The organism is Rhodanobacter sp. FW101-FHT13A11, from assembly GCF_058790335.1.
The window spans coordinates 271876-287836 of sequence record NZ_JBYTCN010000003.1 but is presented as its reverse complement, the minus strand read 5'-3'; the positions used below and the strand labels follow the sequence as shown (position 1 = coordinate 287836).

15 protein-coding genes and 1 pseudogene are annotated in these 15961 nt (G+C 67.2%); 4 read left to right on the top strand and 12 right to left on the bottom strand.

Going from position 1 to position 15961, the window contains the following annotated elements:
• The first annotated feature begins 7 nt into the window (after positions 1 to 7).
• Both AC3WRN_RS05640 and AC3WRN_RS05635 read left to right on the top strand, forming a co-directional pair.
• Positions 8 to 1255 carry a S8 family serine peptidase gene (locus AC3WRN_RS05640; protein WP_492622230.1) on the top strand — a complete coding sequence of 416 codons (1248 nt, stop codon included), beginning with the start codon at positions 8 to 10 and terminating at the stop codon, positions 1253 to 1255.
• Between the two features lie 106 nt (positions 1256 to 1361).
• Entirely contained in the window at positions 1362 to 2354 is a 993-nt protein-coding gene (locus AC3WRN_RS05635; RefSeq protein WP_068091497.1) for a hypothetical protein, read from the top strand.
• Positions 2355 to 2437: 83 nt separating this feature from the next.
• Here AC3WRN_RS05635 and AC3WRN_RS05630 read toward each other — a convergent pair whose 3' ends face one another.
• Positions 2438 to 4201: a type I restriction enzyme subunit R domain-containing protein gene (locus AC3WRN_RS05630; protein WP_492622229.1), complete on the bottom strand. Its 1764-nt coding sequence runs from the start codon at positions 4199 to 4201 to the stop codon at positions 2438 to 2440.
• 90 nt (positions 4202 to 4291) lie between these two features.
• Here AC3WRN_RS05630 and AC3WRN_RS05625 point away from each other — a divergent pair, with 90 nt between their 5' ends.
• Positions 4292 to 4480, top strand: coding sequence for a hypothetical protein (locus AC3WRN_RS05625; protein WP_153021657.1), 189 nt, complete (start codon positions 4292 to 4294; stop codon positions 4478 to 4480).
• A gap of 9 nt (positions 4481 to 4489) precedes the next feature.
• Here AC3WRN_RS05625 and AC3WRN_RS05620 read toward each other — a convergent pair whose 3' ends face one another.
• The 6 genes and pseudogenes from AC3WRN_RS05620 to AC3WRN_RS05595 form a co-directional block, all read right to left on the bottom strand.
• Entirely contained in the window at positions 4490 to 5107 is a 618-nt protein-coding gene (locus tag AC3WRN_RS05620; protein ID WP_492622228.1) for a Fic/DOC family protein, read from the bottom strand.
• Positions 5104 to 7056, bottom strand: coding sequence for a DUF262 domain-containing protein (locus tag AC3WRN_RS05615; protein WP_068091515.1), 1953 nt, complete (start codon positions 7054 to 7056; stop codon positions 5104 to 5106). The genes AC3WRN_RS05620 and AC3WRN_RS05615 overlap by 4 nt, the downstream gene beginning before the upstream one ends.
• Entirely contained in the window at positions 7053 to 7454 is a 402-nt protein-coding gene (locus AC3WRN_RS05610) for a restriction endonuclease subunit S (RefSeq protein ID WP_492622271.1), read from the bottom strand. Before AC3WRN_RS05610 ends, AC3WRN_RS05615 begins: the two co-directional genes overlap by 4 nt.
• Positions 7455 to 7513: 59 nt before the next feature.
• Positions 7514 to 7723, bottom strand: a pseudogene (locus AC3WRN_RS05605) (HD domain-containing protein); the annotation flags it as partial.
• 141 nt (positions 7724 to 7864) lie between these two features.
• Positions 7865 to 8938, bottom strand: coding sequence for an alanine racemase (gene alr, locus AC3WRN_RS05600; protein ID WP_492622227.1), 1074 nt, complete (start codon positions 8936 to 8938; stop codon positions 7865 to 7867).
• Positions 8938 to 10218, bottom strand: coding sequence for a D-amino acid dehydrogenase (locus tag AC3WRN_RS05595; RefSeq protein ID WP_492622226.1), 1281 nt, complete (start codon positions 10216 to 10218; stop codon positions 8938 to 8940). The genes alr and AC3WRN_RS05595 overlap by 1 nt, the downstream gene beginning before the upstream one ends.
• Before the next feature lie 145 nt (positions 10219 to 10363).
• Here AC3WRN_RS05595 and AC3WRN_RS05590 point away from each other — a divergent pair, with 145 nt between their 5' ends.
• Positions 10364 to 10876, top strand: coding sequence for an Lrp/AsnC ligand binding domain-containing protein (locus AC3WRN_RS05590; RefSeq protein ID WP_492622225.1), 513 nt, complete (start codon positions 10364 to 10366; stop codon positions 10874 to 10876).
• 79 nt (positions 10877 to 10955) lie between these two features.
• On the opposite strand, the gene AC3WRN_RS05585 is transcribed toward AC3WRN_RS05590, so the two are convergent.
• From AC3WRN_RS05585 to hflX, 5 genes are all read right to left on the bottom strand, one after another.
• Positions 10956 to 12248, bottom strand: coding sequence for an adenylosuccinate synthase (locus AC3WRN_RS05585; RefSeq protein ID WP_492622224.1), 1293 nt, complete (start codon positions 12246 to 12248; stop codon positions 10956 to 10958).
• 62 nt (positions 12249 to 12310) lie between these two features.
• Positions 12311 to 12493 (bottom strand): DUF2065 domain-containing protein, encoded by a 183-nt coding sequence (locus tag AC3WRN_RS05580; protein WP_492622223.1) that lies wholly within the window; start codon positions 12491 to 12493, stop codon positions 12311 to 12313.
• A 10-nt stretch (positions 12494 to 12503) separates the two neighbouring features.
• On the bottom strand, positions 12504 to 13373 hold the full coding sequence (gene hflC, locus AC3WRN_RS05575) for a protease modulator HflC (protein ID WP_407071429.1): 870 nt from the start codon (positions 13371 to 13373) through the stop codon (positions 12504 to 12506).
• Positions 13370 to 14440, bottom strand: coding sequence for an FtsH protease activity modulator HflK (gene hflK, locus AC3WRN_RS05570; RefSeq protein ID WP_068091538.1), 1071 nt, complete (start codon positions 14438 to 14440; stop codon positions 13370 to 13372). Before hflK ends, hflC begins: the two co-directional genes overlap by 4 nt.
• Positions 14441 to 14607: 167 nt before the next feature.
• Positions 14608 to 15909, bottom strand: a complete 1302-nt coding sequence (gene hflX / locus AC3WRN_RS05565; protein ID WP_492622222.1) for a ribosome rescue GTPase HflX — start codon at positions 15907 to 15909, stop codon at positions 14608 to 14610.
• Positions 15910 to 15961 lie beyond the last annotated feature (52 nt).

Below are 15961 nucleotides of genomic sequence, written 5' to 3'. Positions count from 1 at the left end.
CTCGGCCATGCCCTTGTACCGCCTATCCGCCATGCTCGCCCCGCTGCTCGCCATCGCGCTCGCCGTGGCCGGTGCGGCGCCTGCGCAGGCGCAGGTGCTCGGCCCGGTGCAGAGCCTGCCCAACCTGCAGGTGCCCGGCGCGGGCCTGCCCGGTGTCGTGCCCGCCTCGCCCTTGCGCAGCGTGGACGACCTGCTGCGCGGGCCATTGGCCCTCACGCGGAAATTGCAGGTCGATACGCTGCTGCGCAAGGAGCCGCGGCGCGTCGACGTCGATCCCCGCGGTGCGCCGATCCTGCGCGGCGAATTCCTCGCCATCGGCCTGTCGGATGCGCAACGCGATGCGCTGCAGGTGCTGGGTTTCGGGGTGGATCGCGAGACGCCGGCAGACGCGACGCTGGGGCTGGACTTCGTGGTGCTGCACGACACCCGCGGTCGCAGCACGGCCAGCGCCATGCGCGCCCTGCAGCGAGCCGCGCCGGATGCGGCCTTCACCTACCAGCACCTCTACCTGCCAGCGGGTACGGGCGAGGCGGCCCCTGCGACGACCACGGCGGTCCCGTCGTCCACTCCACCGGTGCAACGCGTGGGGCTGATCGATGGCGGCGTCGATCCGGCCGATCCCGCGCTGGCGCATGCGCACATCGAGCGGCATGGCTGTAGCACGGCCAATCCGTCGCGACACGGCACCACGGTTGCCGCGCGCCTCGTCGACGGCGATCCAGACACGCTGTATGCCGCCGACCTATGGTGCGGTGATGCGGTCGGTGGCGCCACCTCGAATCTTGTGGAGGCGCTGGCATGGATGGCGCGCGAGCGCGTGGCGGTGATCAACATCAGCCTGGTCGGCCCCGACAACCCGGTGCTCGCGCGCGCGGTGCAGGCGATGATCGCGCGCGGCCACGTGCTGGTCAGCGCGGTCGGCAACGACGGACCCGCAGCGCCGCCGCTGTTCCCGGCGGCGTACCCGGGCGTGATCGGCGTCAGCGGCGTCGACGCGCACGACCGCGTGCTGCCCGAGTCCGGCAGCGGCGACCAGGTGGATTTCTGCGCGTCCGGCGTGGTCGGCAGCGGCCGCGACGCGCTGCGCGGCACCTCGTTCGCGGCGCCGATCGTGGCGCGGAAGGCTGCCCGGCTGCTGGACGCTCCCCGCGAGGGCGCCGCGGCGCAGGTGCAGCGGCAACTGATCGACGAGGCCCGCCACCTCGGTGCCCCGGGCCACGACCCGCGCTACGGCTACGGCCTGCTGTCGCCCTGAATCTGAACACCGCCCAACCGCAGCCTGCCGGGATGGAAGGATCGTCCCGGCGCCGGCGTACAGGACCTCGGAAGCCGCGGATCGGCCGCAGGCAGGAGGTCCCCACATGCGCAACACGACCCTCAACAACAAGACCCTCAACACCACCCTGCTCGCCGGCGCGCTTGCCCTGGCCACGATGGTCCCGGTGCATGCCCAGGTGCTGGGCGGCGGCTCGCTCGCCGGCGGCATCGCCGGCCGCGTGGGCGGCCCCATCAATGCCACGATGGGCCAGGTGGGTGGCCGCATCGACGGCTCCGCGCACGGCATGGGCAACATCGACACCCCCGACATCAACCAGCGGGCGGCCGAGCGACGCGCGGAACGCCTGCGCCAGCGTGCCGCCGCAACCGCCGCCTCGGCCACGGGCACCGCCGCACAAGCCGCCCGCCAGGCGAACGGTCAGGCGGTCGCCGGTGCCGCCGCCGGCCTCAGCGGTGCGGCCGCCGCCAACGCTGGCAGCGGCAACCATGCCGCGCTGGATGGCGCGACGGAACTGGGCTCGTCCGCGACCGGCGCCGTCGATACCGCCGGCCCGCGCGACGCCGTGGCCGGTGCCGCCGGCCAAGCGGCCAGCCAGACGCGTTCAGCCGCCTCGGCGGCCGAACGCGGAACCCGCACCGCGCTGGACCGCGTGCAGAACGCACCCGCGAACGCCGAGGCATCGGCCAGCGCCGGCCTGAGCACGGCCGAGCAAGCGATCGCCAACGGCACGCAATCGACCCACGCCACCGGCGCAGACGCGGCAGGCAACGCATCGCAGGTAAGCTCAGTCGGCGCGAACGCCGCGAGCCAGCCGTCGGGTGAGGCGACGACCACGCAGCCGCGCCTGCTGCCGCGGACGTCCGGCGCCGTGCGCAACGCCGGGGACAAATCGGTCGACGTGTCCGGCTCGGGCGCAGCCCACGGCAACACGGATGCGAACGCCGGCCCGGCCGCGGGCACCAGCGGTTCGGCCAACGCCAGCGGCCACGCCGGCGCGCACGGCTCAGCCCGCAGCGGCATCTCCACCTCGGCGCAGGCCGACGGCAGCGCCGACGCCAGCGCGAATGCGCAGTAGCACTAAGCCAGCAGCACCGTAGAAACCAGGAGCCCCCGCTTGCGGGGGCTCTTTCGTCAAGCACAGGGCGGAAAGCTGAGCGCTTAGGTCAGTAGCTCCAATGCTCGTTGCGTACCGGCAAGCGATTGAGCATGTCGCGGCAGTCGCGCCAGGCGTGCCGCTTCGGTCACGTCGTTGCCCAGCAGAGGCAGCAAGGCCTCACGCTTGATGTGATTCTCCTTGGCAGCATTTCCACGCCAGTCCGCATGCCGCTCGCGTCTGACCGCCTCGTCGATGTCGACCGCCAGCTTCAGCTTGGGATCGGGCATGGGCAACGGGCCAGCCTCATCCTGGAGATTCATCGCTGCAGTCGGAGCCGGGGCCGGCGGCACCCTGAGGTTGTCGTAGATCGCCCGCAATCCCACGCTGCGTTTCAACGCTTCCGGAATGTCGTCAGCGTGGCCTGTCTGCACCTTGCCCACCAGGTCGGCGATCTTCTTCAGGTACTCCTCGTACTTGTCCGCCTGTTCCTTGCGGAACTTGATCACCTCGTCCAGCAGCGCCGACATCTTGGCGTAGTACGCCGGATTGTTCAGATGCTCCTGGATGATCTTGCTGCGCACATTGTTTTCGATGGTTTCGGCTATCGCGTCCTTGCTGCCCTTGATGCCCTCGGGCAACGTGCTGACCGCCTCGGCCATCCCGCTCCTGGCGATCAGATCCAGCAGCCCGAGATCGTCGAACGGAGAAATCTTCCGCGGTGCCTTCGCCTCGATATAGGTGTCGATGAGGTGGCGCATGTCCGCCTCGTACGGTTTCAGGTCGAGCGTCTCGCCGCTGGCCCGGCGAATGACTTCGCGAAGATCGGTGAAGCGCTTGACGTCGCCCTTGATGCGCTTGATGTCGCCTCCGTCGTAACCCGCCCCGGACAGGTCGTCAGCGAGATTTCCATACGCACGCAGCAACGCCACGGCGGCCTTGTATAGCGCCACCCGACGTGGCTCCCGCTCTTTCAGATCGGCAGGTATTTCCGTATTGCCACAGAAATAACGGATATGGTCCAGATCGTCTTTCGGTGGCTCGACCGGCTCGCACAACAGCACCAGTGACTCAAGCGCGCTATCCAGCCGCTCACGGCCTTTCTCCAGGCGATCCTGCATCAGCACGTCCGGATCGACACCGCCCGCACTGTGGTCCAGTTCGGACGAATACACCTGCAGCGCACCGGTGCCCTGTTCGTTCACCAGCTTCTTGAACAGGTCCTTGTAGTCGACGATGTAGCCAAAGTCCTTGTCGTCGCCATCGAGCCGGTTGGTGCGGCAGATCGCCTGGAACAGCCCGTGATCCTGCATCGACTTGTCGATGTAGAGATACGTGCATGGCGGCGCATCGAAGCCGGTCAGCAGCTTGTCCACCACGATCAGCAGCCGCATGTTGGACGGCTGTTCGACGAACAGCTTCTTGGCGCGATCCTCGTAGGTTTCCGTCTTGCTCTTGCCCGGCTGCGCTTCCACGTCTTTCAGCAGATCGGTATAGGTCTTGTAGATGACCTGCTTGTCGGTATCGTTGTTGGCGCCGGTTTCCTCCACCGGTATGCCATAACGAAGCAATTGATAGACGGCCTGATTGTTCTCGTACAGGGTGCGGCTGGGGTTGTCCGCTTCGGTGTGCAACTTGTGCAGCGCCACGCCGATTTGTACTGGGGAGCAGCCGCGCCGGGTCAGCCAGTCGCTCAGCAGGCCGTCCTCGATCTGGCGATTGTTGTCGCGGTCACTCCAGTCGCCGAGCCTGTGATACTTCAACTCGTCCTGGAACAGCGCCATCACGCGATTCTGGGTGACCCGTTCCGGCTTGCTGATGTCATTCATTCCCTGCCCCCGTACTCAAGCTGGATTCCACGCCGCCAGCCTTCCGTTTTCGTGCCAATTAGCACGACGCTACCCGGTATAATGGGCACCATGAAACCTGCCAAGCCTACCGCCCTCGCCAAACCGCGAGGCGCTGCCAAAGCGCCGAGCCAGAAGGCGATCACCCGTGCGGTGACCAGCTCCACGGCCATCGAGACGGGCAAGAGCATCCGCCAGCTAGAACGCACGCTGCGCAACAGCAAGACAGGCAAGTTCTTCGACATCAAACTGGCCCGCTGAAAACCTGGCTCAATCGGTGCGCGCCAAAGCCACCAGTTGCCGCATCGCCGAGTAGTCGCCAGCCATGCCGGCGTGGATTGCCTTGAAATACCCGTCCTTGTCCGCGTCCCACGCACTGTAATCCAGCGGTCCCTTACCTGCCTGCACCGACATGACGTCCGCCAGCAGCCGCGACAGCCGTCCGTTCCCCTCACGAAACGGATGGATCAGGATGAATTCCACATGGGTCACAGCGATCGCTTCGAGCAGCGCGTCATCGCTGAAGTCGTGGCAAGGGGTGAAGCGCGCGAGGCAGTCGCGTTCGAATACGCTCAACAGGCGCGGGATCTGTGCTGCTGCCGCGAACTGGAAATCACCCTTGCCCATGTTCACGGAACGCTCCTGGCCGGCCCAACCGTAGACGTTGCCCAACCAGCGCCGGTGCCAGGTTTTCAGGTCCACCACGCGCAAGCCTCGATCCGGCAAATCCTCGACCAGCACCGCCCGATAGAGCTGTTCAAGCAGCAGCAGCTCGACGGCATCCATTTCTTCGCTGTCGGTGATACCGAGCTTGTTGCGCAGCACTTGGTCGCCGGAACCCGGCTCATAGGCACCTTGCGCTTCCCCTGCATCGTAGCGGTTGCTCACGCAGGCGCATCCTCCACCACCACCTCGGTCATCACGTACTGCTGAAACTCGCCCACGTCGGTGAAACAACGAAACCCCGCCTGGCTGGCGATCGCGATCGTTCCCGCGCTCTCGTTCAGCAGTACCGCTACGGGCTGGCTGAGCTCCTCTTGCAAGCCGCTGGGCCAGACCAGATCGAAAACCGCCTTCTGCTCACCGGTGTCAGGGTCGGAGAAATCAAACGCCAGCTCGCCACGCGGCAAGCCCTGCTGCTCCACCCAGTCGTTCAGTGCTTCAAGCTGCTGCTCTTCCCCTTCGTCCGCGATGCCACCGCTGACCGCTGCGGCGGCAGGGGCCGCCAGCGGCCGACCGGCCATCCAGCGCGTATCCCCATGCAGCAACTCGGTCATGCACTGGTTGACCGCATCGGCGAGCAGCGCCCTGCGTGCATCGAGAAAGGCCGGGTAGTTCTCGATCTTCCACAGCAACGGATCCATCGGAATCCACTGCGAGGCCAGCGCGCCGGGGTGCGCCTGCTCGATCTGCGGGAAGTACTCCTCCGGCAGCCGATCGCTGATATTGAGGTTGGTGTCCTTGGTCAGAAAACAGAAGTTGGCCAGCGCGTTCACGTCCACGCGCATGAATTTCTTCTTGTAGAGCTGCGCCTTGGGGAAGATGTGGTGCACCTCCAGCTTGCTCATCTTGCCGAGCAGGCTGGATTTCAGCGCCAGGCCGGTGCCCCAGTCGCGGGCGTGGCTCATCCGGGTCAGCAGGTACAGCACGGGATAGAAGCGCGCGCCGAGGCTGGAGCCGGTGAAGTTGCCCGGCTCCACGCTGAGCCCGCCGTGCCACAGGCGCAGTTGCTCCAGCAGTTTGTCCAAGCCGCCATCGGCGCCTTCCAGCGCGCCGAGGTCCTGGTCGATGAACGACTCGGTGGAACCGGAGAAGCGCCCCCACATGCCGGCCTGGGCAAACCAGAACAGCAGCTTGTCGCGTTCCTTCTCGTTGATCTGGCCCGGGCGCTGATCCAGATAGCGCACGATCACCGGCACGCCGAAGCGGCCGAAGAACACTCGGTCGTGATCCAGTCCGAGCCGGCCACCGATCAGGTTCAGGCTGGTGTCGATGTATTTGGTGGCCCGCTTCAGGCCGTTCCGGACTTCGTCGGCGGTCTTGCCATCCAGAAACTGGAACTTCGCCTCGCCGGTCAACACCGTGTTTACCGAGCGCAGCAACCAGTCCAGGTTGAAGTGGTAGCCCGCCCCATCCCACTCGGCCAACTTGGCCTTCATCATGTCGCGCGCTTCGGGCCAGTCGGCGCAGATCTTGGCCAGCGCGAGATCACCCTTGGAGAGCTTGGTGCCGCCGCTGTTGACGCGGTTGAAGATGTCGACCACCACATCCAGCGTCTTGTCCGCGCCAGTCACTTCCTCCACATGCAGGTCGATGTCGGCCACACTCAGCAAACGACCGAGGCGTGCCACGTACTCGCCAATCTTCGGCGCCAGCTCCGGCTGCGTGCCGAGCCGGGTCACGAACTCGCCCAGCCCCGTCGTGCCCTTCTTCATCAATTCGGTCACGTCGACCCACAGCGGATCGTCACGCATCTTCACCGGCTGATAAAACGCAAACGTCTGCTCGTCCAGATGAAAGCGCAGCCCGGCGAACACCTGCTTGTTGCCATCGAAAAACCGCGGCGGCTTGCCGCGCATCACGCCATACAGCGAGGTCATCCGCTGCTGGCCATCCAGCAGCAACTTCACCACGCCCGCCGCCAGCTGGCCGTCGCCGCGATGGGACGCCGCATTCGACTCGGTCACCCATACCAGCAACCCGCCCACCGGATGGCGGCGATACAGCGAATCAAACAGGCCGCGTATCTGGTCACGGTTCCACACGTAGCCGCGCTGGAACTCCGGCAGCGCCATGTGCCCGCTGTCGATGTGATCGAGGATGGTGGAAATTCTCATACGAGGCGAATCCTTCCGGTGAGCAGCTCCTGCATCATGCCCTGCTTGAGCTGACGGGTCTTGGCGAGGCGGGTTTCCAGTTCGACGAGCTCGGTGTCCATGTCGGTGAGGATGGTGGCGATGGCGGTTTGCTCTTCCACGCAAGGCAGAGCGATCTCAATCGAAAGCAACGCGGGCTTGGAAATATTCTTCATGCTTCCGCTGGTTCCCGTCGCGCTCTCCTTGATTCGTCGGCTGTAGTCACTGCTACTGAGCACATATCCGAGCCATGTAACGTCAATGTCCAACTCGGGACGAAACCGAGCCATCCACACTCGATCTGGAAGAAATAGCATCGGATAATCTGCATCTACATAAGCCACTTCACCAACGAGATCAGGTGTATTCATCCGACTTATTAGAATCGTGTTTCGGACGACACCGACTCGAGTGCGCTGCCAGTCTCGGTGCGCGATTACCTTACATTGCGAAGATATGAACCTCCCAGGGTGTCGTGCAGCAGGCCGGCGATGGCCTGGTCCTCGTTGCCGCCGAATTCGATCACCAGGCTGGCCACGCCGAGCAGGTGGTAGAGGTAGGGGATGTTCGAGCCCTTGCGGCATTGCGCGGCGTGGGCGATGCGGGCGTAGTCGACGGCCTGGCTGAAGCGGCCGGTGAGTGCGGTCATGGCGTTCCCCCGGTTGGTTCCATCGCGCGATGGTGGCAGCGGTGGGTCGCAGGGGGCGAGATCGGGATTGGAGGGGCCGAAGCTTAAAAGCTTCCCCCCCTCCCAGCCTCCCCCTGCAGGCAGGGGGAGGAATTGGAACGCTCACTCGCCGACGTAGCTGCGCGGCACGCGCTTCAGTCCGCACAGCAGCTGGTACGCGCTGTTGTCGCTGTGCAGCGCCAGTTCGCTGACCGATACCTGCCTGCCCCACAGTTCGACCTCGCTGCCGAGGCCGGCGGCGGGGTGGTCGGTGAGGTCGACGGTGAGCATATCCATCGACACGCGGCCGACCAGTGCGCCGGGCCGGCCGTCGATGGCGACCGGGGTACCGTTGGGGGCGAATTGCGGGTAGCCGTCGGCGTAGCCCATCGCGACGACGCCGATGCGGCTGGGGCGTTGGGTGACGAAGCGGGCGCCGTAGCCGATCGGTTCGCCTGCCGCCAGGTCGCGCACGCCGATCACCTTCGAGGTCACCGTCATCACCGGCTGCAGGCGGTCGGCGACCGGATGCGGGCCGGCGAACGGCGTGGCGCCGTACAGCATCAGGCCCGGCCGCGCCCACTCGCCCTGCGCGGTGGGCCAGCCGAGCAGCGCGGGGGAATTGCTGAGGCTGGCGGGCAAGTGCAGCTCGTCGCACACCTGGTGGAACAGCGCGCGCTGCTCGTCGGTGCGGGTGCAGTCGAGTTCGTCGGCGCGGGCGAAGTGGGTCATCGCCACCACCTCGCGCACGTACGGCATGGCCTGCAGGCGCTGCAGGCTGGCGCGGTAATCCGCTGCGGCCAGGCCCAGCCGGTGCATGCCCGAATCGAGCTTCAGCCAGAGCGTGAGTGGTTTGTTCGGGCGAGCGCGCTCGATCGCGTCGATCTGCCACTCGGCCTGCACCGCGCACCACAGGTCGTGGGCGTCGATCAGTGCCAGCTCGTCGGCCTCGAAGAAACCTTCCAGCAGCAGGATCGGGGCGTGGATGCCGGCCTCGCGCAGTTCCAGCGCCTCCTCGATGCAGGCCACCGCGAAACCGTCGGCATCGCTTTCCAGCGCCCGCGCGCAGCGCACGGCGCCGTGACCGTAGGCGTCGGCCTTGACCACGGCCAGCGCCTTGCGTCCGCCCAGCTCGCGCGCCAGGCGATAGTTGTGGCGCAGTGCGGCCAGGTCGATCAGGGCTCGTGCCGGGCGCATCAGGCATGGACTCCGGTGGACGGACGGGTACTGTAGCGCGAGATATCCAGGCCCTCGCTGCTGATCTGCGGCTGGCGCCCCGCGATCAGGTCGGCCAGGTAGCGGCCGGAACCGCAGGCCATGGTCCAGCCCAGGGTGCCGTGGCCGGTGTTGAGGTAGAGGTTGTCCAGCCGGGTCGCGCCGACCACCGGCGTGCCGTCCGGAGTGGCCGGGCGCAGGCCGGTCCAGAACGTGGACTGGCTCATGTCGCCACCGTGCGGGTAGAGGTCAGTGACCACTTTCTCCAGGGTGGCGCGACGGCGCGGCGACAGCGACAGGTCGAAGCCGGACACCTCGGCCATGCCGCCGACGCGGATGCGCTGGTCGAAACGGGTCACCGCCACCTTGTAGGTTTCATCGAGGATGGTCGAGGTGGGTGCCATCGCCGGGTCGGTGATCGGCAGGGTCAGCGAGTAGCCCTTCAGCGGGTATACCGGCAGGCGGATGCCCAGCGGCGCCAGCAGTTGCGGGGTATAGCTGCCCAGCGCCAGCACGTAGCGGTCGGCGCGTTCGAGCTTGCCGTCGATACGCACACCGGTGAGGCGGCTGCCGTCGTGTTCGAGTTTTTCCACGGTGGCGCCGAAGCGGAATTCGACGCCGGCTTCCTCTGCCCGCGCGGCGAGCCGGCGGGTGAACAACTCGCAGTCGCCGGTCTGGTCGTTCGGCAGGCGCAGCGCGCCGCTGAGCTGGTCGACCACCCCGGCCAGCGCCGGCTCCACCCGCACGATGCCGGCACGGTCGAGCAGCTCGTATGGCACGCCGTACTGCTTGAGCACGGCGATGTCCTTGGCTGCGTCGTCCAGCTGCGCCTGGGTGCGGAACAACTGCACGGTGCCGAGCTGGCGGCCCTCGTAATCCAGCCCGGTCTCGGCGCGCAACTCGTCGATGCAGTCGCGGCTGTATTCGGACAGGCGCACCATGCGCGCCTTGTTGATCGCATAGCGGCTGGCGGTGCAGTTGCGCAGCATCTGCAGCAGCCACAGGTATTGCCGCGGGTCGAGGCCGGGGCGGATCGCCAGCGGCGCGTGGCGCATGAACAGCCACTTCAGCGCCTTCAGCGGCACCCCGGGGGCGGCCCACGGCGAGGCGTAGCCGGGCGAAATCTGGCCGGCGTTGGCGAAGCTGGTTTCGCGGGCCGGCGCGCTTTCGCGATCCACCACGGTCACCTCGAAACCGGCGCGCGCCAGGTACCACGCGCTGCACGTTCCGATCACGCCGCTGCCCAGTATCAGTACCCGCATTGCGCTCCCCCTTCCGCTGTTGGCCTGCGGACCAGCCGCAGGAGTGAAGCTGGCGAGTATAGGAACGATCGATCAGGCTTGTTTTCTGTCTTTTGTCATATTAACGGGTAATATCACTGACAAATCGGCAATCCATGGTGATGCTATGGCGGTGAAGCGGCGGGAATTCGACAAAATCGACCGGAAAATCCTCAGAGTGCTGCAGGACGAAGGACGGATCTCGTTCACCGAGCTGGGCGAGCGCGTCGGCCTGTCCACCACGCCGTGCACCGAGCGCGTGCGCCGGCTGGAGCGCGACGGCGTGATCACCGGCTACCACGCGCGGCTCGACCCGCACCTGGTCGGCGCCGGCCTGCTGGTGTTCGTGGAGATCAGCCTGGCCTACAAGTCAGGCGACATCTTCGAGGAGTTCCGCAGCGCCGCGCTGCGCCTGCCCAACGTGCTGGAGTGCCACCTCGTCTCGGGCGCGTTCGACTACCTGATCAAGGCGCGCATCTCGGGCATGGCCTCGTACCGCAAGCTGCTCGGCAACACCTTGCTGACCTTGCCGAACGTGCGCGATTCGAAAAGCTACATCGTGATGGAAGAGATCAAGGAGACGCTCAGCCTGCCGGTGGGCGAGCGCGGCGGGCGCAGCGAAGGCGACGCCGCGGGGTAGCAGGAGGTCGGTCCGGCGACGGAAACGGACAGGCCCCGCATGGCGGGGCCTGTCGGCATGACGCGCGGAGCAACGACGATCAGGCGAACGGGTCGTCCAGGCTGATGGTGTCGTCGCGGTCGGCGCCGGTGGCGACGAGAGCCAGGCGGCAACCGGAGAGTTCCTCGACCGCGCGCAGGTAGGCGCGGGCGGCGGCGGGCAGCTTGTTCCAGTCGCGGATGCCGGCGGTGGATTCCTGCCAGCCGGGGAACTCCAGGTAGACCGGCTTGCACTCGGCCCAGCCGTCGGCATCCAGCGGCGCCAGTTCGCGCCGCTTGCCCCGGTATTCGTAGGCGATGCAGACCTTGACGGTTTCCAGGCCGTCGAGCACGTCGAGCTTGGTGATGGCCAGGCCGTTGATGCCGTTGATCTGGGTGGCGCGCTTGAGCGCGACCAGGTCGATCCAGCCGCAGCGGCGCGGGCGGCCGGTGCTGGCGCCGAACTCGTTGCCGACCTTGCGCAGGCGCTCGCCCATCTCGTCGTTGAGTTCGGTGGGGAACGGACCGCTGCCGACGCGGGTGGCGTAGGCCTTGCAGATGCCCAGCACGTAGTCGATGTCGCCCGCGCCCACGCCGGTGCCGGCCAGCGCACCGCCGATCGTGGTGTTGGACGAGGTGACGTAGGGATAGGTGCCATGGTCGATGTCGAGCAGCGCGCCCTGCGCGCCCTCGAACAGGATGTTGCCGCCGTCGCGGCGCACGTCGTGCAGGATGGTGGCGACGTCGTCGACCAGCGGGCGGATGTACTCGCCCCAGGCCAGCGCGTCCTTGAGCACGGCGTCGTAGTCGACCGGCTCGGCCTTCAGCCACTGGGTGAGGATGAAATTGTGGTAGTCCACCGCGGTCTTCAGCAGCGCCGGCAGCTCGTGCGGGTACATCAGGTCGGCCACGCGGATCGAGCGGCGGGCCACCTTGTCCTCGTAGGCCGGGCCGATGCCGCGGCCGGTGGTGCCGATGGCCTTGCCGCCGGCGGCGATCTCGCGCGCCTTATCCACCGCGATGTGGTACGGCATGATCAGCGGCGTGGCCGGGCTGATCTTCACGCGTGAACGCACCTCGACGCCGTTGGCTTCGAGTTCGGCGACCTCATTGATCAGCGCCTCGGGCGAGAGCACCACGCCGTTGCCGATCAGGCACAGCGCATCATCGCGCAGGATGCCCGAGGGGATCAGGTGCAGCACGGTCTTCTTGCCCTTGATCACCAGCGTGTGGCCGGCGTTGTGGCCGCCCTGGAAACGCGCCACCGCGCTGACCCGCTCGGTCAGCAGGTCGACGATCTTGCCCTTGCCCTCGTCGCCCCACTGCGCACCCAGAATGACTACCGACTTGCCCATGCTGCATTACTCCGAGATGTTCTCGATCAGGTTGGTGGCGCCCCGCAAAGGGGTCGCACGTATCAATGGAAAAACCGCAACGGCATCAGGCCGGCCGCCATCGCGCCGGCGCCGAACTGCCGCAGCTTACGCGGCGGCAGTTTCAGCGCCTCGTGCGCCATCGCCCGCCAGCCTTCGGGCGCCGCGAACGGCAGCAGGCCTCCGAGCACCAGCAGCAGGCAAGACGCGGCGACGAGCTGGTGCATCGCCATCGACTCAGCGCTTCGGCGCAGGCTGCCCGAAGTAGCGCAGGAACTCGTCGTCGGGCTTCATGACCAGCACTCCCTTGCCGTCCTCGAACGAGGTGCGATAGGCGGCCAGGCTGCGATAGAACGCGAAGAATTCCGGATCCTGGCCGTACGCCTGGGCGTAGATCACCGCCGCCTGTGCGTCGCCCTCGCCCTTCACCTTGGCCGCGTCGCGCTGGGCGTCGGCCCTCAATACCTGGCCCTGGCGGTCGGCGTCGGCCTGGATCTTCTCGGCCGCTTCCTGGCCGGTGAAGCGCAGTTCGTTGGCCAGCTGCAGGCGTTCGGCGCGCATGCGCTTGTACACCGATTCGCTGACCTCGTTCGGCAGGTCGATGCGCTTGATGCGCACGTCGACCACGGCGATGCCGAGGTTCTTGCGCGCCGAGGCGTCGGTCTGCACACGCACCCGTTCGGTGATGTCCTTGCGTCCGCCGGAGATCAGGTCAGGCAAGGTGCGCGCGTTGAACTCGAAGCGCAGCGCGTCCTTCACGATCGGGGTGAGTCGCTGCGCCGCCTGCAGCTGGTCGCCGCCGGTGGCGCGGTAGTACGCGGCGTTGTCGGCCACGCGCCACTTCACGTAGAAGTCGACGTTGACGCTCTTCTTCTCTGAGGTGAAGTAGCGCTCCGGCGGCGCGTCCAGCGACAGGATGCGCTTGTCGAAGTGCATCACCTGCTGCATCACCGGCAGCTTGAAGTGCAGGCCCGGCTGGTAGTCGGTGCGCACGATGCGGCCGAACTGCAGCAGCAACGCGCTGTGCCCTTCGCCGACCACGAACATGCTGTTCAGGCCGAGCAGGACGATGACGAGCGCGACGATGGCGGAACCGATCCTCATCATGGCTGCGTCCCCTTGCCGGCCGTATTGCCGGTCGGTGGCGACACCGCCGCACCGACGGTGCCCGCGTCAGGCTGCGCCGCCGCCGGCGAGCCATGCAGCGCCGGCAGGTTGATGATGTTGCGGCCGCCGGAGCCGTCGATCACCTTGGGGTTCTTCGCCATCACCTGTTCCATCGTCTCCAGCCACAGCCGCTTGCGGGTCACTTCCGGCGCGGCCTTGTACTGCTTCAACAGCAGGTCGAAGCGCGTGGCATCGCCGGTGGCGCGGGCGACTCGCTCGGCCTTGTAACCCTCTGCCTCGGCGGCGATGCGCGCGGCATCGCCGCGCGCCACCGGAACCACCTTGCTGGCGTAGGCCAGGGCGGCGTTCTCGATGCTCTGCTTGTCTTCGCGGGCGTTGTTGACGTCGTCGAACGCGTCCTTCACCTCGTTCGGCGGCGCCACGTTCTGGAAGCTGACCTCGGTGACGCGCAGGCCGGAATCATAGGTATCCAGGGTCTTCTGCAGGGTTTCCTGCGCCTGGGTGACCAGGCTGGCGCCGGCGGCGGACAGGATCTGGTCCATGTCGCTGCTGCCGATCACCGAGCGTACGGCGGCCTCGGCGGCAGCGCCGATGGTGCCGTCCGGGTCGTTCAGCGAGAACAGGTACTTGCGCGAATCGTCCACCTGGTATTGCACAGTGAAATCGATCGTGATGATGTTTTCGTCCTTGGTCAGCATCGCCACCTTGTCGGTGACCGAGCGGATCCGCGTGGCCTCGACCTTGGTGACCGATTCGATCGGCTGCGGCAGCTTCAGGTGGAAGCCCGGCGGCAAGGTGCGCGAATACTCGCCGAAGCGCAGCACCACGCCGGCCTGGCGCGCGCCGATGATGGTGTAGCTGCTGAACAGCAGGCCGACGATGAGCAGCACCACCACGCCGGTGAGGATGCTGCCGGGGCCCTGCCCCAGCTTGCCCAGGTGCTTCCTGGCGTTGTTGAGCAGGTCGTCCAGCGGCGACTTGCCGCCCTGGCGATTCCTGTTCCACGGATCACGTTGCCCGTTGTTGCCGGGTTCATTCCATGCCACGAGTCAGTCTCCTTGGGGCCGTCGGGAGGCCGGCAACCACGGCCGGAACACGCGTTGCACCGGGTTGTACACAAGATCCAGCCTGAGCTGTCGGGTGCCGCGCCGGCCGCCTTCCGCAGCCGCGCAAACATCGGGGATTCTAGCAGAGCGCGGCTCGCGCCGGGGCGTCATTCCGCCACGGCCAGCAGCTGTCGCAGCAGCCGGGTCTCGGCTGCGTCGCCGCCGCTGATCGGAGCGATCACGCTGCGCGGCGCGTCGATGTGCAATTGCCAGCCGTGCTCGTCCACCGTCTCGTTGCGGATCGCGCCGGCGGCCTTCAGCCGCGCATGCAGGCGGCCGGCCGACAGCGGCAGCTGCAGCGCCGACTGCACCCGCTCGCCGCCGAGCAGCTCGCCCAGCGCCTGCCGCAGCAGGCCCAGCCCGGCACCGGTGGCGGCGGACAGCCACACCCGCACCGGCCTGCCGTTGCCGTCGCGCTCGATCCGCGGTTCCGCGCCGGCCAGGTCGATCTTGTTCATCACGTGCAGCTGCGGCACATCGCCGGCGTCGATCTCCTCCAGCACGTTGTCCACGATGTGGTGCAGCCGCTCGCGTTCCTCGTCGGCGGCGTCGCTGACGTGCAGCAGCAGGTCGGCGTCGCGCGCCTCGGCCAGGGTGGCGCGGAACGCGGCGACCAGGTCATGCGGCAGCTCGCGGATGAAACCGACGGTGTCGGCCAGCACGGCCGGGCCGCAGCTGAGATCCTCCAGCTTGCGCACGGTGGGGTCGAGCGTAGCGAACAACTGGTCGGCGGCGTAGACGTCGCCGGTGGTCAGCGCGTTGAACAGGGTGGACTTGCCGGCGTTGGTATAGCCGACCAGGGCGACCCGCGGCACCGTGTTGCGCAAGCGCGCACGACGCTGCTGGCCGCGCTGGGTCTGCACCTTCTCCAGCCGCTTGGTGAGCATCTTGACGCGCTCGCCGAGCAGGCGGCGGTCGGTTTCCAGCTGGGTTTCGCCCGGGCCGCGGTTGCCGATGGCGCCGCCGCGCTGGGCGTCCAGGTGGGTCCAGCCGCGTACCAGCCGGGTGGCCAGGTGCTTCAACTGGGCCAGTTCCACTTCCAGCTTGCCCTCGTGCGAGCGGGCGCGCTGGGCGAAGATGTCCAGGATCAGGCCGGCGCGGTCGACCACGCGGATGCCCAGGTGCTTTTCCAGGTTGCGTTCCTGCACCGGGGTCAGCACGTGGTCGACCAGCACCAGGTCGGCCTCCAGCGCGCGCGCGGCCTCGGCCACCTCGTCGGCCTTGCCGCTGCCGATGTAGTAGCGGGGGTTGGGATCTTCGACGCGGGCGCCGATCACGCCCAGCACCTCGGCCCCGGCGGATTTCACCAGTTCGGCGAACTCCGCCGCGCGCCGCGCCGCGTCGCCCTCGCCGCGCGAATGCGGCAGGACCAACACGGCGCGGTCGCCTTTCTTCTGTCGGTCAAACACGAGTGGGCACGGTCCTTCGGTAGCAGACCCACTTCATGCGGGCTGACACCCC

Excerpts from the sequence above, each read along its gene's own strand:
- AC3WRN_RS05640 (WP_492622230.1), top strand. The coding sequence starts at position 8 with ATGCCCTTGTACCGCCTATCCGCCATGCTCGCCCCGCTGCTCGCCATC.
- AC3WRN_RS05635 (WP_068091497.1), top strand. The coding sequence starts at position 1,362 with ATGCGCAACACGACCCTCAACAACAAGACCCTCAACACCACCCTGCTC.
- AC3WRN_RS05630 (WP_492622229.1), bottom strand. The coding sequence starts at position 4,201 with ATGAATGACATCAGCAAGCCGGAACGGGTCACCCAGAATCGCGTGATG.
- AC3WRN_RS05625 (WP_153021657.1), top strand. The coding sequence starts at position 4,292 with ATGAAACCTGCCAAGCCTACCGCCCTCGCCAAACCGCGAGGCGCTGCC.
- AC3WRN_RS05615 (WP_068091515.1), bottom strand. The coding sequence starts at position 7,056 with ATGAGAATTTCCACCATCCTCGATCACATCGACAGCGGGCACATGGCG.
- alr (WP_492622227.1), bottom strand. The coding sequence starts at position 8,938 with ATGCGCCCGGCACGAGCCCTGATCGACCTGGCCGCACTGCGCCACAAC.
- AC3WRN_RS05595 (WP_492622226.1), bottom strand. The coding sequence starts at position 10,218 with ATGCGGGTACTGATACTGGGCAGCGGCGTGATCGGAACGTGCAGCGCG.
- AC3WRN_RS05590 (WP_492622225.1), top strand. The coding sequence starts at position 10,364 with ATGGCGGTGAAGCGGCGGGAATTCGACAAAATCGACCGGAAAATCCTC.
- AC3WRN_RS05585 (WP_492622224.1), bottom strand. The coding sequence starts at position 12,248 with ATGGGCAAGTCGGTAGTCATTCTGGGTGCGCAGTGGGGCGACGAGGGC.
- AC3WRN_RS05580 (WP_492622223.1), bottom strand. The coding sequence starts at position 12,493 with ATGCACCAGCTCGTCGCCGCGTCTTGCCTGCTGCTGGTGCTCGGAGGC.
- hflC (WP_407071429.1), bottom strand. The coding sequence starts at position 13,373 with ATGATGAGGATCGGTTCCGCCATCGTCGCGCTCGTCATCGTCCTGCTC.